The organism is Colwellia sp. MB3u-45, assembly GCF_014077005.1.
Classification (GTDB): Bacteria; Pseudomonadota; Gammaproteobacteria; order Enterobacterales; family Alteromonadaceae; genus Cognaticolwellia.
The window spans coordinates 226,474-248,046 of sequence record NZ_JACGVC010000047.1; the positions used below are offsets into that span (position 1 = coordinate 226,474).

A 21,573-nucleotide genomic window follows, 5' to 3' on the forward strand; every position below is an offset into this window, starting at 1 on the left:
CAAACTGAATAGATCTGCGCGATGTTTATGCACTATAATAAAATAGGGTCAACATGACAGAAAAAAAAATATGGACATTAAAAAGCATTGCCAAAGAACTTGGTGTGTCAAATGCCACTGTCTCTAATGCTTTTAGTCGTCCAGATCAACTGTCTAAAAAGCGCAGAGATGACATCCTTGCATCATGTAAAAAGTTGGGTTATTCAGGGCCTAATAAAGCGGCGCAATCGTTAAGAAAAGGTCACTCTAATATTGTCGCTTTGGTATTACCCGATAGTGTCGAGTATATGATTTCTGATCCCGTCGCCAGCAATTTTGTTAAGGGTGTTTCATCCGTTTTAGAAAAAAATCAGGTTAATTTATTATTATTCTCTGGGGCTTCTGACGACATTAATGCGGTTGCTGACTTTGTTGATGGCTTTATTTGTTATGGCAGCCCGCGCAACGCTAAGTTGGTTGAGCAGTTAAGAGCCACCACTAAAAAAGTGGTTACCGCAGATTTTGATATTGATCGTAATGCCTCGGTAGGCGTTGATAACGAACAAGCAGCATATGAAATAGCAAAACTGGCGATAAAGTCAGCAGATGATAATGTAGCGATTCTGGGTTTAAGATTACTCGATTCAAACTTAACCTGTCGAGTGTATGAATTACCTGACTTTGATCTTCTGCCTTCAATTGCTCATCGTCGTTTAAATGGTTACAAGAAGGCTATCAATGAACTCGGTGTTACGTTAAGAGATGATAGGATATGGAATATTCCAAAAAGCAGTCATGACATCGCCTTAATAGCCGTTAGAGAAGCGCTAACCTCTATTCCTCGGCCAAATGTTCTGCTTTGTATGAGTGATTTAATCGCTTTAGCGGCTTTAAAAGAAATTAATGCCATGGGCCTTAAAATACCAGAAGATATCAGCGTGGTGGGTTTTGATGGTATTGACGAAACAAGCCGGTCGAATCCACCGTTAACCACTGTACACCAAAACAGTGCAGAAAAAGGCAGCAAAGCCGCTGAACTTTTCATTAACCGAGCTACAGATTCTGTTTTAATCCCCTATCATATCGAGCACAGACAAAGCTGTTAAACAGTTGAAGCTTAATAAACACTGCATGTATAGCATAGCTATAGGTTTATTATGGCTTATTGGTGGACATCAAAGTCATGAGTAAAAGCGCTTAACGCCTTACTGGACAGTCAAGCGCTTACTCACACTACTGAAATAAAGTTGCTGAAATAACACATAAGCTAGGCTTTCAGTTATCTAGATAACTGAAAGCCAAAGCTCAATTATTTAAGATTTATCCAGTAACAATTCAGTGATCTCTTCTCGCTCAGATAACACCATCAGTAACGATAAATCATCGGCTTGCAGCTGCTCTATAATATATTTCGCCCCAGCAAAGGGACTCTTAAAAGTAAAAATATTATGCTCTTTTACACCATGAGCCAGCGCGGTATCAATAATTAATTGCGGTACTTCTCCTAACGCCCTACCGCGTAAATACGGCTCTACCTCAACAGCAATAATAAAGTCAGGCTGCATTTTTAATGCGGTTTTCGTCATGTTGATGATTTCACTATCAGTTCTGTCACCCGCATGACTCAGCATTAAAAATTTACGCTCAGCTTTGATATTCGCCGTCGTGACTGCCATGGCCTGCATACTATGAACATTGTGGGCAAAGTCCATGATCACTTGCGCGTTATTAACGCTAAACTGGTTGCCTCTACCGGGATTGTCTTCACTGTTGCTAGCAAATTTCGACAAAGCTTTGGTAATCGCTTTATTGTCAATATCTAAGCTCTTAGCTAAGCCAATCGCGCCCAGCGCATTTTGAATATTGTGCAGCGCCGCGCCGTTTAGCGTCATAGGAATATCGTTAACACCGATAATGCTTGTTTCTTCATTAGCCTCTGCATAAACCAATTGCTGGTCTTTAACAAAACAAACCGCGCCACCTTGTTGTTTATGTTGTTGTAGTGTCGGGTTGTTTTCATCTAAAGAAAACCAACACTTATTCACCAACAATTCAGGCGCTAACGCCACTAAATACTCGTCATCGGCATTCAGTACTAAAGTACCTTTACTTTCGCCGTTATGCTGTAAGCCTTTGGCAACCACAGCTTTAGCTTGGGCAAGTGCGGCAACGGTATTAATGCCATATTGCCCTAAATGATCTTCGGCAATATTGGTGATTAAGGCGGCATCAACCTTATCTATGGGTAAACCCCGACGTAAAATACCACCACGCGCTACCTCTAAAATAGCGGTTTGGGTATTAGGATGGCGCAATAACATTCTTGCCCCGCCCGGACCTGAATAATCACCATGATCAATAATATTATCACCAACCCGAATAAAATCTGTCGAGGTAACACCACAACATTTTCCCGCTTGCTCAATAATTTGCGACATAATGCGCACACTGGTCGATTTACCATTGGTGCCGGTCACATAGGCAAGCGGTATCGAGTGGTATTGTGACCAATTTATGCTGGCGAGTTCAGGCAGTGCTGATATGGGCCAACATTGTGCTGTGCTGCCATAACCCAATGAAAATTCATCATCATCAACCAAATAAACAATACCTTTAGCTTTTGCTTGTTTAATTAATACTAGCAGTTTTGGATTAACTTCTTCTGCTATCGCGGCTTTTAAACGCACGATGGCGGCACTCATTGGCTCTGCATTTTCAGTATGGGCTAACTCTTCGCAGGTCAACTGCCAGGCCATTTCATTTAAATCACAGGCTGCATACAGCGCATCGATGGGAGCACTGATGGCAATCGTGATGCCATCTTCGAAGATACGCGAGTATATTTTTTCATTTGACCAATTAACCGCCTTCAGTAGCCGATTAACGTAAATAGACCAAACATTAACTACAACAAGCTTGTCAATACCCGAGACAAAAGCATCAATGATCGCGCCTGGCTGATCAGATAATAAATTTTTACCTGTCAGCCGACGATTATCATCTAAGCTCAGTGTTATATTTTTTATATTCATATATTACTACGCTTTTTGATGTTGATTTTTTTTAGTAAGCTTAATCACTTTCTTCATCGTGTTCAGATACCACACGCACACCGCGTTCATCAGAAACAATTCTCATGCCGGTTTCCAAGACAAAAGTATCAGGCTCGCTAGTTTCTAACATAGACACCACGGTTTGACGTGGCGTTTGCTCTGTTTCATGATCAGGTTTATTAACGCCATTGAAATGAATGATTTGTTTCCAACAGCGTGTTATCGCATCACCAAAAACCATTAATAAGTCATCATTACTGGCAAGTTCTAGACCTTTATTTATCGCTTCTACTTCATCTGGAATACAATAAATATTAGCTTCATCAATACCTTGAGCTTTTAATGCGGCAGCTAAAAGTTGAGGCACTTCATCTTCACCACGGCCACGGCGATTATCATCAGCTTTACAAATATAAAGATCAAAATGTCCAGCCGCCGCTTTAGCAATATTCACGATGTCTTCATCACGACGATCACCGGGTCCTGCCAAGACAGTAATACGCTTACCCTTAACTTCTAATTTACTGGCCAACTCGCTCATACAATGCACACCATCAGCATTGTGAGCATAATCAAGTATCACTCTAAAATTGTGCTCATCAAACACATTCATTCGACCCGGTGCTTGATAAAATGTCGTTGTGAAGGTTCTTAAGCCTTGTTGAATGGCCTCTAATGGTTTGTCTAAGCAATAAGCTAGGGCAGCAGCAAACATAGCATTTTGTACATTGTGCAGTGCTTTGCCTTCTAAGGTCGCTGGAATTAAATGCGTCCACAGCAGCGGGATATGGGTACCATTATCAAAAATGGTGATCATGTCACCGTTAATCCCTTTCTCTAATACTACGGCTCGACCGCCAGCACGAATATGCTCGCGGACTAAACTATGGCCCGTATTCATAGTGACATAGCATAGGTGTTTAGCTTTGGTATGATCAGCCATTTTCAAACACAGCGGATCATCCGCATTGAGTACCACACTGTCGGTAGCAACTTCAACCACAATACGTTTAATTTCAGCTAGTTGCTCAAGCGTTTCTATACCTCTTAACCCTAAATGATCGGCTTGCACATTCAGACAAGCAGCGACGTCACATTCTAAGTAACCCAGACCTGAGCGAACAATACCGCCTCGCGCCGTTTCTAATACCGCGATATCAACCGAGGGATCACGTAAAACAATTTGCGATGAGACCGGACCTGTCATATCACCTTTAACCGATAATTGGCCATCAACATAAACACCATCAGTGGACGTCATGCCAACAACGTGGCCAGCACTTTTTAATATATGCGAGAGCATTCTAGAGGTAGTGGTTTTGCCGTTGGTGCCCGTAATACCGGCAATAGGAATACGTGTAGGTAGTGCTGGCGGAAACAGCATATCAATAACTTTGCCCGCAACATCTCTAGGCTTACCTTCACTTGGCGCTACGTGCATTCTAAAACCAGGTGCGGCATTAACTTCGACAATACCGCCACCAATATCTTTATAAGATTGAGTGATATCTGCGGTTAAAAAATCAACGCCACCCACATCTAAGCCAACCGCTTGTACCGCACGTTCAGCCATGGTTTTATTGTCAGGATGTACCACATCGGTCATATCAATTGCTGTTCCACCGGTCGATAAGTTTGCGGTTGAACGTAGGTAAAATATTTCACCTTGGGGTAGTACTGTTTGTTCAGTAAAGCCCGCCTCGCCTAGTAAACGTATGGCTTGAGTATCTATCTCTAATTGCGTTAATACTTTTTCATGGCCAACACCTCGACGTGGGTCTTCATTAATAATATCAACTAACTGGCTAATACTATTAACGCCATCACCCATGACATGGCCCGGTACACGTTTGGCCACCGCGACTAATTCACCATTAACCACCAACATCCGGTGATCTAAACCGGTTAAAAACGACTCAACTAAAACCGCTCGGCTGGTACCATGTTCACGAGCAAAGGCAAAAGCGGTGATCACTTGCTCTTCAGTCGTTAAATCAATAGATACACCACGGCCATGATTAGCATTTAACGGTTTTAGTACCACCGGATAGCCAATATGTTTTGCCATTTTTACCGCTTGGGTATCTGAATACGCCATACGCTGTTGAGGAACAGGTAAGCCAAGATCGTTTAATAAATTATGTGTGTCTTCTTTATCACAAGAAATTTCGACCGCAATGTGCCTAGTTTCACTGGTAATAGTCGCTTGAATACGTTGTTGATATTTACCATGACCAAATTGCACCAAACTATATTCGTTTAATCTTAACCAAGGAATATTACGTTTTTCTGCGGCATCAACCAGTGATTGCGTACTAGGACCAAATTCTTTGCGTTGTGCAAAGCGAATAAAGTCAGCCATTTCTTGTTGAAAATCAAAATCGTCTTCAATCGAGGTTTTCAATTCGGCTTTAATATTTTCGGGCATTAATGAAATTAATAATTTCCGCGCTAACAAAGCCGCTTCAAGGCCTACATTTCGTTGCTTATACTGGAAAACCATATTGTATTCGCCAGTTTTACCTGTACTTCGAGTTTTACCAAAGGTGACTTCAGTACCTGCTATACATTGGAGTTCGAGCGTAACATGCTCCCAAATATGAGCAATCCAAGTACCTTCATCTTCTTTTAAACGTCTAAGAAATCCGCCGGGCTCACCATAGGAGCAACCGTGTTGATCTAAACTGGGCAAGTTATTGATTAAGCCATCGATAAATTCATTACCTAACTTAACTGAAGGGTATTGTTCCAAAACCCCTATATCGACTATGTGGCGAATCACTGGAAAATGAGCATAAACATTAGGGCCAACATAAACGTTGGAAGATAGCATTTTCATCGTGATTTCCTTTTATTACTCTAACGAGAATTTTTTATTATTTTTTATTTATATCGACTACGCAAAATGCGATCTAGAAAAGATAACACGCTTTGAATAATGAGCATACTACTTGCGATAAAATATTATTCTGCTGAGAATGGGGATATCGAGGAAGACTTTAAGTGGTTGTAATAAAACAAAAAAGCCCGCCTAAAATCAGGAGGGCTTTTTAAAAAGTTAGCTTAAACTGCCGGTGTCGCTATTCTTTCATTGATGCAGTAAGTCGCACCTGGACCCAGCACATGCAACTTAAGACCGATTAAGGTAATAGCTTCGCCTCTATTAGCATCGGCCATTGAGCTGTGCGACAGGTCTGACGGGTCAACTACCGTGATGCTGCCATGACCTACCACTTCTAAAACCCCAGAAGGATCAATAAAGGCAGCCGTATTTTCACAAATACCCAGGCCTGAAGCAAAAGGGTTGTATGAAATAGCCGATAACAAACGTCCCAAACGGTTTCTTTGGCTAAAATGCTGGTCAATAATCACTTTATTAATTAAGCCCATGCCTGGTGCAAAAGTCACCCCTTCTTCATTAGGTAAAGCGCCTGTCCGCCCGCCCGCTATCATATGCTCTGGCATAATCGCTGCGCCTGCAGAAGTGCCTGCAACATGCACACCCGCCGCATTAAGCTTACGAATACTTTGCGCTACTGGCGTACCACCTAAAATAGTAGACAAGCGTAATTGATTACCGCCGGTGATAAAAATCCCGGTGGCATTATCCAATTCAGCGAGGTATTCATCGCTGTTTGCCTGTTCACGATCATTAATCGGTAACGAAACGGCTTTCTTCACGCCTAATTCATTAAAAACCTCTTCGTAATTTGACCCAGTATCTTCGAGTTGTGAAGCGGTTGGAATGATAACAATATAAGCATTCTCGCCACCACAAAGCTCAACAAAACGTTGTAAAATTATCGGATCTTTTACACGTTCTTCTGCCCCCCCGATAGGAATTACAAATCCCCGTTGTTGACCATCAGTTGTTTTAGCTGGACACATATCTACCTCTATTCAAATGTACCTTTAATAATTGTCTGATTATTTTGCTTGTGCCATACACCTTGCGCCATTACATCAGTAATTTCATATTTTTCATTCATCACCAATAAATCAGCGTCAAAACCAACGGCAATTTGCCCTTTGCTTTTAAAGCGTAAAATAGTAGCGACATTGCTCGTTAACATCGGGAGTACGGTTTCAAGTGCTAAACCTTTATTTAATGTTTCCACCAAAGTTTCTCCTAACGTACTCGCTCGACCAAAATCCATATGCTGTAATTCACCTTGTGTGTCAAAACAAGGCAAGCAACCCCCGCCATCCGAGCTAAGGGTAATTTGTGCTAAGGGTAATTGTCTTTCCACTGCCATTTCAATGGCGTCACAAGCTTCCCAACCAGGTTGCGCTGTGCCGGCAGGAAATGCGGTCAAATCAATATGACACCCTTGAGTGAGTAATTTACAACTATCTTCAAACAAGGCTTTGTTACGATTAACATGGGTGGGATTAAATACCCGCGCTGGTAACTCTGTGTCTCTAATCGCTTGTTCAATTAAGGCTAAACGTTTTTCGCCATCACCCAAATGAAAATGAATAACGCCGGCTTTACCTGTGATTAAACCCGCCACATGGGTTTCACTGGCAAGGCGGATCACTTCTTCAAATGTGGGTTGGCTAGAGCGATGATCACTAATGGCAAACTCACCAATACCGATCACGGGCTCAAGAAAAACGATATCTGACTTAGCGCTGCCCGTAATGGTGGTTAAAGGATAATGATATCCTCCGGTCCAACAGTAAGCAGACAAGCCTTCTTCACGCAGGCCATAAACTCGACTTAATAAGTTTTCGGTGCTTCGAGTAGTATCATCAGTGCCAAGTAAGCCCACCACGGTAGTCACACCCGCATGGGTGAATTCAGTCAGGCCAACAGGCGGTACTTGCGTTGCAAAACCTGCTTCGCCACCGCCACCGGTAATATGGGCATGGCTATCAATAAAACCAGGCGTTAAGGTCGCACCGTCAAAATTAATGACCTTAACGTGCCACTGCTTAGGAATATCGATTTGCCCTTTTCCAGGCTCGTAAATAGCGGCAATTTTATTACCTGCAATTAGAACGTTTTTAATGCCTAGGGGGGTTGGTGCGTAAATATTAACATTACACAATAATGTCAGCATGGTTTGATTATTTTTCATGGTATATAAAGTGGTGTTGTGCTTAGCCTAACTTATTAATTATTTTAGAGAATAAAATATAATAGCGAGCAAACTAAACTAACGGTTATAAAGAGTATGCGAAGATTGTACCACAGTTGATATTTTACCACCAAGGTTCACCTAACAAAGACCCTAATAAATACCCAAATAAATTATAACAACATGCATATTTATGCGATTTACTTATACCCACTGCAGTAATAAATTAGCTCACTTAGCGCTACATTAATGAATTTAGCGCTAAGCCAATATATTAAGCCATATTGATGGAATTATTAAGGTAATATTCAGTAAAAACAGTGACTTTATCACTAGCCGTGTCACACTTTTTCATTCTAAGCCTTTAACCTGAAATATATTATATGGTCAGAGGCTATTTTAGCGCTACTTTAAATGGCTTTAAACCAAAATTTAACTAGCACATACGGTTAAGTTTTAATTAGAATGCACGATTAAAATTAATGTAACTATCGCTAACTAGTACCACGCTACTACTTAGTCATTTTGAGGAAAAATATATGCTTTTTAATGATTCATTTATCACCGATTGCCCAATTCGTCAGAAAATTCGTGAATTTTATCGTATTGATGAAAATACAGCGGTAGATCATATTTTGCCACTAGCAGAAGTTAATGTTAGTGCTCGAAGTCGTGCTTGGGAAAGAGCGCGTAAAATGGTGTTAAAAATTCGCCAAGACCAAGCGGGTACTGGCGCGATAGATGCTTTGTTAAAGGAATACTCTCTATCAAGCGAAGAAGGTGTAGTATTAATGTGTTTGGCTGAAGCCTTACTACGTGTACCAGATAAGCATACTCAAGATGCTTTAATTCGTGACAAAATTTCTCAAGGACAATGGAGCAGTCATCTTGGCAGCAGTGAGTCACTGTTTGTAAATGCTTCATCATGGGGCTTGTTAATTACCGGCACTATGGTTAATTATGCTGATAAACGCAAAAAAGATAGCTTTGGTTTATTGAAAAAAGTCATTGGCCGTTTAGGTGAGCCTGTTATTCGTAAGTCAATGAACTACGCCATGAAAATTATGGGTAAGCAGTTTGTGATGGGCGAAACGATCAAAGCGGCCACTGAGCGTGCTGCGACAAAAGAACAGCAAGGTTATGTTTACTCTTACGATATGCTAGGTGAAGGCGCTCGTACAATGGACGACGCTAACCGCTATTATAAAGCTTATCAAGATGCGATAGAAACAATTGGTAAAGTGGCTCGTGCTACCGGTAAAAACGACCCACGCAGAGTTCCAGGTATTTCAGTAAAACTTTCGGCTATTCATCCCCGTTATGAGTTTAGCCACCAAGCACGTGTCATGGCTGAAATTGTACCAAAACTAAAAGCGCTTTGCCTGCAAGCAAAAAGTTATAACATTGGCTTGACCGTTGATGCAGAAGAGTCTGAACGCTTAGATATATCGCTTGATGTTATTGAAGCGGTATTTAGTGACAGTGAATTAGCCGGTTGGGATGGTTTTGGTATGGCATTACAAGCCTATCAAAAACGCGCTATCTTTGTTGTTGAATGGTTACGAGAATTAACCGTACGTGTTGACCGAAAAATGATGGTGCGCTTAGTCAAAGGTGCATATTGGGATACAGAAATTAAGAACACTCAAAAAGAGGGGCTTAGCCACTTTCCAGTCTTCACACGTAAGTCTTCTACCGATGTTTCTTACCATGCCTGTGCCAATAAATTATTAGAATACAGAGATTCTATCTACCCACAGTTTGCCACACATAACGCTTACACCGCAGCAACGATTGTTGAACTTGCCGGTGATGATAAAGAGGGTTTTGAATTTCAATGCTTACATGGCATGGGAGATTCTTTGTACGACCAAATAGTGTCACTTGAGAACATTCAATGTCGCATCTACGCACCGGTTGGCCATCATGAAGAATTATTAGCTTATTTGGTCCGTCGCTTATTAGAAAATGGCGCTAACTCTTCTTTTGTCAATGCCATTGTTGATGAGTCGCAACCGGTCGAGTCATTACTTGAAGACCCAGTTGAAAGAACTCAACGCTTAAAAGATAAGTATAACAACCAAATACTTAGACCTATTGCCTTATATCATGACGCCAAAGGTCTTGGCCGTGATAATTCTAAAGGCTTAGATTTAACCGACATTAGTGTCATCACGCCGTTAAAAGCCTCGTTAGATTACTGGTTTGTTGAGCACCTGCTTAATAAAAATGATATCCCCGAAGGTGCAATTGCGGTTAAGAACCCAGCTAACCATCGTGAAATCATTGGCTTTCATCATCTGCACGACAAAGCCGCCATGCTTGAGATGATCGATACGGCAGAAACAGCATTTACTACATGGTCAAAAACGCCAGTATCTGAACGCGCTGATTTATTATGCCGCGTGGCTGATATTCTTGAACGTCATACCGACGAGCTTATTGCCTTGTGCATTAAAGAAGCCGGTAAAATAGCCCAAGACGGTATTGATGAAGTACGTGAAGCCGTTGATTTTTGTCGTTATTACGCACAACAAGCGGTTGAAGTTGCCGCTGATGAACGCTTAGAAGCGCGTGGGGTTGTCTTATGTATCAGCCCTTGGAACTTCCCATTAGCGATATTTTTAGGTCAAGTGGCTGCCGCTATTGCCACAGGTAATACGGTATTAGCAAAACCTGCCGAACAAACCAGTTTAATTGCCTTACGCACCATTGAATTAATGAAGTCGGTTGGCTTACCTGAAGGCGTTGTACAAGCGGTTATTGCTCGTGGCAGTCAAGTGGGCAGCGTTATTGTTCCTGATGCTCGTATTCAAACCGTTATGTTTACTGGCTCTACTGAAACCGGCACTATTATTTCACAAACCTTGGCTGACCGAGGTGGCGATCAAGTCCCCTTTATCGCAGAAACCGGTGGCCAAAACTGCATGATAGTTGACTCTACCGCCCTACCTGAGCAAGTGGTTGATGATGTTATTTCTTCAGGATTTCAGTCTGCAGGTCAACGCTGTTCGGCGCTGCGCGTGTTATTTTTACAAGAAGATATTGCTGATGACGTTATTACTATGCTCAAAGGCGCATTAGCAGAATTACATGTGGGTAACCCAGAAAAGTTAAGCACAGACATAGGTCCAGTGATAGATCAAAAAGCATTAGATGCCCTCAATGCTCACAGCGACTATATGAAAACCCATGGCAAACTGCTGTACCAATGCCCTATTGCCAGTGAGGTAACAGATGGAGTAGCGCAGAACGAACATTTCTTTTTTGCGCCACGACTTTATGAAATTAAAGACATTAGCGTGCTAGAGAAGGAAGTATTTGGTCCTTGTGTACATGTTGTGCGCTTTAAAGGCAATGACATAGAAGCGGTTGTAGATAAAATTAATGGTACAGGTTTTGGTTTAACTATGGGTATTCATACCCGTATTGAACACCGTGCCTTTGATTTAGCCAAGTTATCACGTGCTGGCAATGTCTATATCAATCGTAATATGATTGGCGCTATTGTCGGTGTACAACCATTTGGTGGTCGTGGCCTTTCAGGTACTGGACCAAAAGCAGGTGGGCCAAATTACCTCACGCGTTTAGTGATAGAAAAAGCAACACCCGATGCTGAGCAATTTAAATTACTACCATGGCAGGTAGAAGCTTTAGACGGTGGTGAACAATCGGAAAAAGAAGCCCTATTGTTTATGGACAAGGCTAATGCAGCAGAAAAAGGCTGGCGCTTAACTGAGTTAAATACCCGCCTTTCTTCTGTACGTCAATTGTTAGCAAAAATTGCCCATGTTGAAATTGTTGAAGATTTGGCTGACGATTTAAACCGCACCTTAAAATCAGCTCGTTCACAATTAATTAGTATTGAAAAGCGTTTGAAAAAGCCAACGTTTTTACCTGGGCCAACGGGTGAGTCAAATGTGCTTTATTTGGAAAACCGCGGCAATATCATTTGTTTTGCCGATAAAAATGTGAGCTTTCATTTTTGGTTACTTTCTATTGTAACGGCATTGGCAACGGGTAATACCGTTATTACTGTGGTCTCTGATTTGTATTATGATGAAGCGATTGCCTTTAGAGATAAGTTTATTGCTACCGGCCAAGATGCAGATGTTTTCCAAGTGGCTAAGTTATGTCACTTAACGACTATGCTGGCTCATCCTGCGTTATCAGGTATTGTTGTTGACAGTCATTGTGATCGTAAGCACTTTATCAGTGAAAAATTAGCTGAACGTTCAGGGGCCATATTACCTGTGATCAGTTCTGAATATTTTGATCACTTGATTCAGCGTTTATTAACAGAAAAAACCATTAGCATTGACACAACTGCCTCTGGTGGCAACACGTCACTAATGACTTTAGTTGAAGAAGATTAATCGCTAATGAGAGATAGTTAATACCAAACGAATAGGTATTAACTATTAGGTATTAAGTGTTAACTAAAAACGGGCATCTGATGATGCCCGTTTTTTTTTAACTGCTAAATGAGATGTTGGTGATGAGTTATTGATTATAGCTGTCAGTTACTAGCTATCAGTTTAACTGACATTTTTAATCGCTCGATATTTAGAAAACCGCTTGCTCTGCTTAGCCAATCAAGCGGTATCTACAATAGCTAGACAAGGATAAAAAAAATCGCGGTGTTATTTAACGTCATTCATGGCAAAAATTTTATTATGCTCAAGAATATATTCATCAAATCTCAATTGTAACCTAGGATGCATGCGAGCTATAGCCAGCTCTAACCCCTTTTCAATACTGATACTTTTTAATAAAGCGAGATCAAGACTATGGGCAATTTTGATAATATAGCGCATTCTTTGTTTCTCAAAAGTAATTAAATGTTTAGCGAATAACTTATCAACATGCGCGCATAATAAAATGCCATTTACGCCATCTAACCTTTGCTTATTGTCTTCACATTTTGCCCACGGAATAATATGAGAAGCGACTAACATTTCAGCAATATTTATACCTGTCAGTGCACATGTTTCGCCATTACCCCAAATATCGATAACGTTTTTTCTAAACTGCCCTTGCCCAATGCGGCACAAGATTAAGTTTTCTTTTTCTGTTTTTTCGATAGCTAAATTGAGTATCTCTAACAGATCTACAGCCTCTTTTGCGATAGGTTTTGCGCTATATTCAGGCTTGTGAGCACCTTCTGCATACCATTTATCATCAGTAAAGTTGAGGGTCATATCCGTTAAGGTTTTTATAAACTCTTTGCTACTAGTTTTGCCGCTATCAGTGGCATCTACATAATCCAAATCTTCAATTATTGGAAAGGTTTTTAGTTGATAACCCTCCTCCTCAACTAACCTTATATGCTCTAGCGCTTGAATATAACCCGGTTGCTTTCTACCTTTTTTATTTTGCACCCAAGCCTTATCAAGGATTAAGCTCCGACCTTCTTGAGTATGAGTATCCCAAGCACCAAAAATAACAAACTTAGCTGCATGGTTTACAAATGAAAAATCAGTTCTCCAATTATTCGCTGTACCACCATGAGACTCGATAAATTTCTTCCTAGACAACTGACGTACTCCTTTTCAAAAATGATTTATAAAATTACATAGCTTATAAAGCCATTACAATTGATTCTGCACTAAAGTGAGTTAAATCAGTACAAATAAATTAAAAATTACTGATATAGGTAAAAATAACAGTCGCTGAATAAATTACTGCCTAACGCTCATCACTATAAAATATGGCTATGAAATTAATTTTACACCTAACTAGAACAAAGTAAAAATCAATACTAACATTTTGTTTTAGTTACTTATTTAAATAAACACAATAGACACCTCAGCCAAGTAAATTGTTTAAAGTGGCTCGATATAGCCGTACTTCATGGTAAATGTTCACCGTTACCACTGGCTAAATTACCGACTATTATCCTTGTTACGGTTCAAGCTGATCGACTTCTTTAGCACTTAAAGCTTCAACAAAAGACTGTAGCCCTGCTTGCACCAACTGATAAGTTTTATCAATATTATGGCTAATATCGCCCGCCAATACTTTTAAATCACCTAAAATATCCTTGGCTTCAGCAAAACCTTGCTCTATACCGCCACTGATAATATCAACAAAAGCCGTTAACGATTCTTCTGCAGCCATTTCAGGATGCTGCTCTTGATAAGCACCTAGAAACTGAGTACTAAAAGCAAGAATACGCTCCGCTGTTGCTTCAGGGCTGAAATCAACCCCCGACTGATAACTGTCTTCAACACGACTTTCAACACGATTATCAGCCCAGGTTTCCTTAAGCGCTTCGTTTATGCCCTGTAATGCAGTTTTTAACAACAATGACAGCGGCTGATCGCCCATGGTGGTATTGAACTTCAGTGAAGATTCTATAATAGCGGCATTAAGCTGCTTTTTATGGTTGGCATAAATAGAGCTTTCTGATTTAACAATGTTTTTATCATTAGCCAGCTCAGATATTTGCTGCCCCTTTGGCTTGTTCAAGGTTTTATCTGAGTCGTTTGCTAATGTTCGAACCTCTTGGCTATAGCTATCGTTAGGTTTAATTGTTGAGCTCATAAAATTTACCTCGGTTTATCAAAGCATATAGGATACCAATCTCACTCATTATCTGATCATTTTTACTGGTTAAAATAACCCACTACTGCGTTATTTATTTAATAATTAGCACAACTCGTTATTAAAATAAATGTCTTATATTTGGCCATTTTTCCTGCGTATAAAGTAGACCACCTAATTAATGAAATTGATATAACAAGTATCGGCACCATTAAGTGTAACTTAAGTTTACCCTGTAGCTATCTCACTCAACGCAAGCTTACACTCATCATCATAATGCTGTTTTATCAAAAATTGTCAGTGACCATTACGGGTTAATTTTGGCCTATGCAGACCTTCTTATTTTACCCGCTACTGGCATGGCTAACGATAATGAATAGCGAACAGCTTTAATCATTTTTTTTAAAAAACAATGATTCTTTATTAAGCACTTAGTACGGCAATTCCCCCCCTGGTATTTTCGACATTAGATGGCCCAAATGCTACAATTTAAATTTCAAAATAAACAAAAATAAGCGCTGCTGAATGTCTGATATTGTATTACTGAAAACCGGTATAGAACTCCCGATGAACGCAGAAATGGTTTATTTCAATTACTTCTGGTTACGCGATAATTGCGCCACCTCATGGGATAGCAGCACTCAGGAACGCACCTTTGATATTCTTGATGAAGCTGATGATTTACACGCAACAAGCGCCTGGATAAATGCAGCCGCACTGGAAGTTATTTGGAGCGATGGCTATCAAAGTCGTTACAACCTAGACTGGCTTGAACGTTGGCACAAGGGAGAAAACCATGGTGATTTGGCCGTTCGTGCCCGTAAAACTTGGTACGGCGATCACTACCCAAACATGGCGCGTTTTAGCTATGACGATGTGATGGCTAACCCCGCCAGTGTAGCCGATTGGGCGGAGGCCATGTTAGATGAAGGTGTTGCCCTGATTCAAGATATGCCAAATTCAAACGAAGGGCTGAAAACCCTATGCGAACTGTTTGGCACTGTGCGGCCATCTTTTTCTGGTTACACCTTTGATGTCCAGTCTAAAGCTAATCCTGAAAACCTTGCTTACACCAGCAAAGCACTTGAGTTACATACTGATTTACCTGCAGAAGAACTGGCTCCAGGCATCCAGTTCTTACACTGCAGGGTTAATGATGCAGAAGGCGGCAACAGCTTGTTTGTCGATGCAACTACCGTGGCCAACGCCTTAAAACAAAGCTATCCACAATACTTCAAAATACTGACAGAATACCAAGTGCCTTATCGCTATACCACCCACTATCAAGATGTACGCACTAAGCAGCGAATAATCGAACTCGACCCTAATAATGGTGAGGTTAGCGGTATTAATTTTAGTCAGCACTTAGCTGATGTATTTGATTTTTCTCAGCGTGAAATGGATACTTTTTATCCCGCTTTTCGTAAGTTTGGACAGATGCTACAAGACGCTCAATATTTGATGACCTTTCGCCTAAATGCTGGCGAATGTATGGTGTTCGACAACCACCGCATCGCTCACGGCCGAGCTTCCTTTATCAAGGGCAGTGGCGCAAGGCACTTACGGGGTTGTTATGTTGACCGAGGCGATCTGCGCAGTGTTTACCGTGTTTTACGTGCTAGCTATCCAAAAGCAGAAGCAGAAATAACGGCGCCACTTTAGCCATCACTAGAGACCTAATCAGTCGAAATCTATTGAGGATAAGAAAATTGAGGATAAGAAAAATGCAAACAGAACAAGAATTACGCGTCGATTTGGCCGCTGCTTTCAGGCTTATTTATGAAATGGATATGCATGAGTCAGTGGCCAATCATTTAAGCGCTGCGGTCTCTGCAGATGGTAAAAAATTCCTGATGAACCGTCGCTGGATGCATTTTTCAAATGTTACGGCAAGTAATCTACAGTTACTGGATAGTGAAGACGATAGCATTATGCAGACTGACCAAGCGCCTGATGCTTCGGCTTGGAGTATTCATGGCAATATGCATGCGTTATTGCCAACAGCCCGAGTTATTCTGCACCTACATTCTACCTATGCCACTGTACTCTCAACGTTAAAAGATCCACGTATATTGCCCATTGATAACAATACCGCGCGCTTCTTTGAGCGCATCGCCTATGATGAAAGTTTTGGCGGTATTGCCACCAGTGATACAGAAGGCAAACGCATCGTGGATAGCCTGGCCGGTAAAAATGCTTTAATGATGGGTAATCACGGCATTACGGTTACTGGCGCGACGATCGCCGAAGCTTTTGAGGATCTGTATTATCTGGAAAAAGCTTGTAAGACTATGGTGTTGGCTTATTCCACCGGCCAGCCTCTGAATATTCTATCTCATGATCTAGCGCGACAAACAGCAGAAAGTTGGGATGAGTTTCGAGGCCAGTCTTACGCTCATTTTGAGCAGCAAAAAGCTATGCTCGATAAAAAGGGTAGCTCGTATCGGGAATAATAATACTTTATTACCCCATACTCGCGCTTTAAAGTGTCTCAGTTGTGTGACAAAAAACTGTGTTTGATCAAGCGTTATGCCAACATCAGGCGATAGTTAGATCTGAGTTAGATCTGAACTAGGCCTGAACTAGGCCTGAACTAGGTTAGAATGAGGCCAGAGTCAATCTGGTCTCATTCTAACCTAGATGGGTTTCAAGCCATACGGCGTTTTATTTAGCTTTGCCAACTAATATCAGGCTTCCAACAACTAATCCACGCGGGAATATCACTCGCAGGCATAGGTCTGGCAATGCCGTAACCTTGTGCTAATTCACAGCCCAGTTGCAATAGCGCTGTGCCGTGTTCAATCGTTTCAACGCCTTCTGCAATCACTTCACGCTTGAATGATTTAGCTAAAGCAATGACGCCTTCAACAATGGCCAAATCGTCAACATTCACTAGCATATCTCGCACAAAGCTTTGATCTATTTTAATCAGGTTGGCAGGTAAACGTCTAAGATAAGTCAGAGACGAATAGCCAGTACCAAAATCATCTAAAGAAAAATTTACGCCTAACGCCATACAGTCATTCATGGTGGTTGAGACCCGAATCACATCATCTAAGGCACTTGTTTCTAACACTTCTAGTTCTAAATGGCGTGCTTCAACATCTGCATGGGCGGCTAGTAGCCTAGTGAGTTTATTGGTAAAATCAGGCTGCTGTAATTGCATGGCAGCAATATTTACACTTATACCTGTGGGTAAGATAAGTCCTATGGTTTGCCATTGGCTAATTTGTCTCAATGCCGTATCAATAACCCATTCACCCATTTCGATACTCATAGGGTGATTTTCAATCAAGGGCAAGAACTCAAAGGGGTTTAATAAGCCTCGCTCGGGATGTTGCCAACGAATCAGCGCCTCAACACCCGTCACCAAGCCTGTCCTCATATTAACTTTAGGCTGATAATGGAGGACAAATTGTTCGTTGTCTAATGCGCTACGAATAGTCTTTAGGTTGTCTAGTTGTAATTTAATGGCGACATTTTCAGCCGTATCAAATAAATGATAGCAATTTTTACCCGACTCTTTAGCCACATGCATAGCTTGATCAGCATGACGCATCAGCAAGTCTGCCTCCGCATTGTCTTGCGGATAAAGGGTGGCGCCAATACTGGCTGATACATTTAACACCACATCACCTAAGGCAACAGGCTCTGACACTGCCCGTAATAAGCGCTCTAATGTCGTCTTACAGTCTTCAACTTTACTTAAATCGGTTAATACCGCGACAAATTCATCGCCGCCAAAGCGAGCTAAAGTATCACCTTCACGTAATGCACCTTTCATGCGAATTGAGAGAGCAATGAGCAGTTCATCACCTAAATCATGTCCATAGCTGTCATTGATCTGTTTAAAACCATCTAAATCTAGAAATACCACCGCAAGTGACTGCTGACGGCGCTTGCACTGCAACATAGCTTGAGTTAATCGGTCGGCAAGTAAAACACGATTGGGCAGGTTGGTCAGTAAGTCGTAGTGAGTGATATGCTCAAGTTTTTTTATCTTGCTTTTCATCACACTGATGTCACCAAACATAGCTAAATAATTTTGTAACTCGCCAGCATCGTTATGCACGGCACAAATGGTCATAATTTCTGGATATACTTCACCATTTTTGCGTTTATTCCAGATTTCTCCGTACCACTCTCCTGTGGTAAAAATTGTTTTCCACATGGCGATATAAAATTCTGCTGATTGGCGTCCTGATTGTAAAAGGCTTGGATTTTGACCAAGAGAGTCTTCGCGACTATAGCCGGTGATCTCAGTGAAGGCGTCGTTAACTTCAATAATAATACCTTTAGTATCAGTAATTAAAATGCCTTCGCGGGCGTGAGTGAAAACCTTGGCGGCAAGGGCTAATTCGTCGACTAGTTTTTCTTTCTCTTCATTAGCGAGCTTTTGCTCATGTTCAATTTTTTTTCTTTCACTAATGTCCGTTACCGCAACAAGACAGTCGGTCCCTGTAATACCAAGATTTGCCTCAATATTCAGCCACAATGTTTTGGTACCAACTTCCGCTAAAATCTCACAAGATTGGATACCACTGCCGGCAAATGCTTTGAATAGGCAAGATTTCAAGCTATCTCGATATTGAGCGTTTACGTAGTTTAAAAACTGTTTATTGACCAAGTTAGCTCGCTCAATACCCAGTAAACTAGCCCCTCGAAAATTGACCTGATTAATGATGGCATTTACATCAAAAGAAAAGTAGCCAATAGGGGCAAATTCAAATAGCTCAGTATAACGGTAATGTAATTTTTGTGTTCTCTGCGCTTGATGTAACTCTTCGTTCTGCATTTCCAGTTCAATTTGATGCACCTGCAATTCGTGTAGCATTTTTTGCGCTGCAGAGTCACTAGGAACCGTTTGTTTTGTTAGCTTCACTTCTGCACGATGGCGTAACTCTTTAGCCAACAGCTTGACTGATTTTACAGGCGAATTCATTTGGCAAGTTCCATTTTATATAACACTGACTCAAACACCTTAGTTTGACTAATATAGGTAAAGTTCATAACAATGCTGTTAATTACCGCTTCTGTTTTTGAAAAGGCATACAAACTACGAAAAGAAGAGCCGACACCGACAATGGCTGATGTCATCACAACAATTAATTTACTGAATTTTTTCAGAAATTTGATCACAGAGTTAGTCTACTTTGCTGTCTCATTATGAGAGAGTCGTTTTCCATTATTAGCCGAGAATATTTCATATTTTTTATGTAAACCGCTATTTTTCAATGGAGGATTTTCATTTTTAAATACAAAAGTGAATGTTAGACCACCTTGGTCTTTAACTCAGAAAATTGCGCTGAAACATAATCAAAATTAAATTAAATTTTTATTAGTAACGCTGAATCAAAAGTTAAGTACCATTAACAATCACTCACTTTTAGGTATAAATAAAAGCTGAGTCTAGATGCTAAAATATCCCTAAATGAGAAAAGCCACAGCCCTAGACGTAAATTATAAGTCATTGATTAAATAGATTTAGGAAGAGAAAAAAAAGAGCTTTAAAGTCATTGCAATGTAAATGATTTTAACTTCCTTTTAACTTCACTTTCACAGAAGTCAGCAGATTAGCACATAAGCAGTTCGATAAAGGTTATTTGTTTGTTAACTGATCGTTGCTATTGATGTTTTTATATATTATCACCTGAGCCGATATAACTTATGATTAAGGCAAGGCTACCTAGGTAAATTCCCTCGGCGTGCAACAAGAAAGTTAACTTTTGCTGATAATAGGCTGTAATGTGATCAATAAATGTGGTGAATAGAGGCGGACAACAATTTCAGTTCTAAGACCACAATAACCTGTGAAAGTAATCGGTGAAATAATGTAGCATAGCGTCTAATTAACCGAATGAGCATTGACTATTTGTTGGTCAATAAAACAGTGATTCAGTGCTTAAAATCTATGCGCTTAGCTTGACGAATTTATGTTCAAGGTTAATCGTATTGATTAGTCGAACGGTTGTATTTATCTAACCCAACTGTCAGCCTAATAATATTAACTTAGCTGGATTAACTGAGCAGTATTAACTGAGAAATAATGTACCAAAAGCTTCAAGTACTATATCTTAGGCGCATCAGCATTCTTTGATTGAAAAAAACCTATGGTATTAAAAACAGATTTAAGACATTTTCTGGACGACGAAGGTAAATTACTCGTACTGACTGAACAAGCAAAAACAGTGTTCAAATTTCTCAGTAAAATTGTATCATCGGTTTCTGAGCGTATTGCATCATCGGTTTCTACGCATACAGAGCCGCCAATAGTTGATATTGACTTAGTTGCTGTAAATTTGAAATGCAACACTCGCGCTGAGCAACTGCATTGCGAGGGAGACATTGAAGCAAGCTGTATTAACCTTAGCCTAATTGAGTGGCATTGCGATAGCTGCCAAGCGGCTGGAACCATCTCTCATTGGCAAGGAAGTCTGTGGGACAAGCAACAACACACCATTCATTAGTCGACAATCTAGTTCTAAAAACCTGATGCTAAAAATTGCTACCCTAAGAAGTGCAGCGCACAAAAAATAAAACAATGATTTAACGATAAACAACACTCTAATTAGCCTTTACAGATGAAGGTAACCGTTACAGCACTTGGGGTTAACTGACTATTGATAACACTAAGTGAACCACTAAAAGTGTCTACCTTAGGCAGTAACTAATAATCACTTAATATGAATATTCATTCATATTTTAATGCTAATACTCCAATGGTATAGTTTTCGAGTAATAAAAAACCAATATATGTAATTTAATTCATATACTTGTGTTAATAAAAACAAGGTAGTTAAATTGATTGTCAAAAAAAGATATAAAAACTGTGGTTAGTTTTAACTATCAGGCTTTTATAAAAACATACATTCACCTTAATTATTCTCTTTTTTTATACTTGATTCAGCTTA

The 21,573-nt window shown here is 40.5% G+C and carries 13 protein-coding genes; 5 read left to right on the top strand and 8 right to left on the bottom strand.

Going from position 1 to position 21,573, the window contains the following annotated elements; genetic code table 11:
- Positions 1-53: 53 nt before the first annotated feature.
- Entirely contained in the window at positions 54-1,085 is a 1,032-nt protein-coding gene (locus H4J41_RS10450) for a LacI family DNA-binding transcriptional regulator (RefSeq protein ID WP_182138204.1), read from the top strand.
- Between the two features lie 207 nt (positions 1,086-1,292).
- Here the strand turns inward: H4J41_RS10450 and H4J41_RS10455 are convergent, their stop codons facing one another.
- The 4 genes from H4J41_RS10455 to iadA all read right to left on the bottom strand — a co-directional run bounded on the left by H4J41_RS10455 (position 1,293) and on the right by iadA (position 8,116).
- Entirely contained in the window at positions 1,293-3,011 is a 1,719-nt protein-coding gene (locus H4J41_RS10455; protein ID WP_220460972.1) for a Mur ligase family protein, read from the bottom strand.
- Between the two features lie 40 nt (positions 3,012-3,051).
- Complete coding sequence (gene cphA / locus H4J41_RS10460; protein WP_182138203.1) at positions 3,052-5,871, bottom strand: cyanophycin synthetase; 2,820 nt, start codon at positions 5,869-5,871, stop codon at positions 3,052-3,054.
- 224 nt (positions 5,872-6,095) lie between these two features.
- Positions 6,096-6,920 (bottom strand): cyanophycinase, encoded by an 825-nt coding sequence (locus H4J41_RS10465; RefSeq protein WP_182138202.1) that lies wholly within the window; start codon positions 6,918-6,920, stop codon positions 6,096-6,098.
- Between the two features lie 8 nt (positions 6,921-6,928).
- Positions 6,929-8,116 (bottom strand): beta-aspartyl-peptidase, encoded by a 1,188-nt coding sequence (gene iadA / locus H4J41_RS10470; RefSeq protein WP_182138201.1) that lies wholly within the window; start codon positions 8,114-8,116, stop codon positions 6,929-6,931.
- Positions 8,117-8,655: 539 nt separating this feature from the next.
- On the opposite strand from iadA, the gene putA reads away from it, so the two are divergent.
- A complete protein-coding gene (putA, locus tag H4J41_RS10475) occupies positions 8,656-12,492 on the top strand; it encodes a bifunctional proline dehydrogenase/L-glutamate gamma-semialdehyde dehydrogenase PutA (RefSeq protein ID WP_182138200.1) in 3,837 nt (1,278 codons plus the stop codon).
- A gap of 267 nt (positions 12,493-12,759) precedes the next feature.
- Here the strand turns inward: putA and H4J41_RS10480 are convergent, their stop codons facing one another.
- Both H4J41_RS10480 and H4J41_RS10485 read right to left on the bottom strand, forming a co-directional pair.
- Positions 12,760-13,653, bottom strand: coding sequence for an HNH endonuclease (locus tag H4J41_RS10480; protein ID WP_182138199.1), 894 nt, complete (start codon positions 13,651-13,653; stop codon positions 12,760-12,762).
- A 367-nt stretch (positions 13,654-14,020) separates the two neighbouring features.
- Positions 14,021-14,662 (bottom strand): DUF5610 domain-containing protein, encoded by a 642-nt coding sequence (locus tag H4J41_RS10485; protein WP_182138198.1) that lies wholly within the window; start codon positions 14,660-14,662, stop codon positions 14,021-14,023.
- A gap of 525 nt (positions 14,663-15,187) precedes the next feature.
- Here H4J41_RS10485 and H4J41_RS10490 point away from each other — a divergent pair.
- Complete coding sequence (locus H4J41_RS10490; RefSeq protein WP_182138197.1) at positions 15,188-16,324, top strand: TauD/TfdA family dioxygenase; 1,137 nt, start codon at positions 15,188-15,190, stop codon at positions 16,322-16,324.
- A gap of 62 nt (positions 16,325-16,386) precedes the next feature.
- Positions 16,387-17,115, top strand: coding sequence for a class II aldolase/adducin family protein (locus tag H4J41_RS10495; protein WP_182138196.1), 729 nt, complete (start codon positions 16,387-16,389; stop codon positions 17,113-17,115).
- A gap of 215 nt (positions 17,116-17,330) precedes the next feature.
- On the opposite strand, the gene H4J41_RS10500 is transcribed toward H4J41_RS10495, so the two are convergent.
- Both H4J41_RS10500 and H4J41_RS10505 read right to left on the bottom strand, forming a co-directional pair.
- Positions 17,331-19,604: an EAL domain-containing protein gene (locus H4J41_RS10500; protein WP_259364521.1), complete on the bottom strand. Its 2,274-nt coding sequence runs from the start codon at positions 19,602-19,604 to the stop codon at positions 17,331-17,333.
- On the bottom strand, positions 19,601-19,801 hold the full coding sequence (locus H4J41_RS10505; protein WP_182138195.1) for a hypothetical protein: 201 nt from the start codon (positions 19,799-19,801) through the stop codon (positions 19,601-19,603). Before H4J41_RS10505 ends, H4J41_RS10500 begins: the two co-directional genes overlap by 4 nt.
- A 971-nt stretch (positions 19,802-20,772) precedes the next feature.
- Between H4J41_RS10505 and H4J41_RS10510 the strand changes: the two genes are divergently transcribed.
- Positions 20,773-21,129 carry a hypothetical protein gene (locus tag H4J41_RS10510; protein WP_182138194.1) on the top strand — a complete coding sequence of 119 codons (357 nt, stop codon included), beginning with the start codon at positions 20,773-20,775 and terminating at the stop codon, positions 21,127-21,129.
- Positions 21,130-21,573 lie beyond the last annotated feature (444 nt).

What these genes read in the sequence shown, in the direction of transcription:
- H4J41_RS10485 (WP_182138198.1), bottom strand. Translation starts at nt 14,662, where the DNA reads ATGAGCTCAACAATTAAACCTAACGATAGCTATAGCCAAGAGGTTCGA.
- H4J41_RS10455 (WP_220460972.1), bottom strand. Translation starts at nt 3,011, where the DNA reads ATGAATATAAAAAATATAACACTGAGCTTAGATGATAATCGTCGGCTG.
- H4J41_RS10465 (WP_182138202.1), bottom strand. Translation starts at nt 6,920, where the DNA reads ATGTGTCCAGCTAAAACAACTGATGGTCAACAACGGGGATTTGTAATT.
- H4J41_RS10495 (WP_182138196.1), top strand. Translation starts at nt 16,387, where the DNA reads ATGCAAACAGAACAAGAATTACGCGTCGATTTGGCCGCTGCTTTCAGG.
- H4J41_RS10450 (WP_182138204.1), top strand. Translation starts at nt 54, where the DNA reads ATGACAGAAAAAAAAATATGGACATTAAAAAGCATTGCCAAAGAACTT.
- putA (WP_182138200.1), top strand. Translation starts at nt 8,656, where the DNA reads ATGCTTTTTAATGATTCATTTATCACCGATTGCCCAATTCGTCAGAAA.
- H4J41_RS10500 (WP_259364521.1), bottom strand. Translation starts at nt 19,604, where the DNA reads ATGAATTCGCCTGTAAAATCAGTCAAGCTGTTGGCTAAAGAGTTACGC.
- H4J41_RS10490 (WP_182138197.1), top strand. Translation starts at nt 15,188, where the DNA reads ATGTCTGATATTGTATTACTGAAAACCGGTATAGAACTCCCGATGAAC.
- iadA (WP_182138201.1), bottom strand. Translation starts at nt 8,116, where the DNA reads ATGAAAAATAATCAAACCATGCTGACATTATTGTGTAATGTTAATATT.
- cphA (WP_182138203.1), bottom strand. Translation starts at nt 5,871, where the DNA reads ATGAAAATGCTATCTTCCAACGTTTATGTTGGCCCTAATGTTTATGCT.
- H4J41_RS10510 (WP_182138194.1), top strand. Translation starts at nt 20,773, where the DNA reads ATGGTATTAAAAACAGATTTAAGACATTTTCTGGACGACGAAGGTAAA.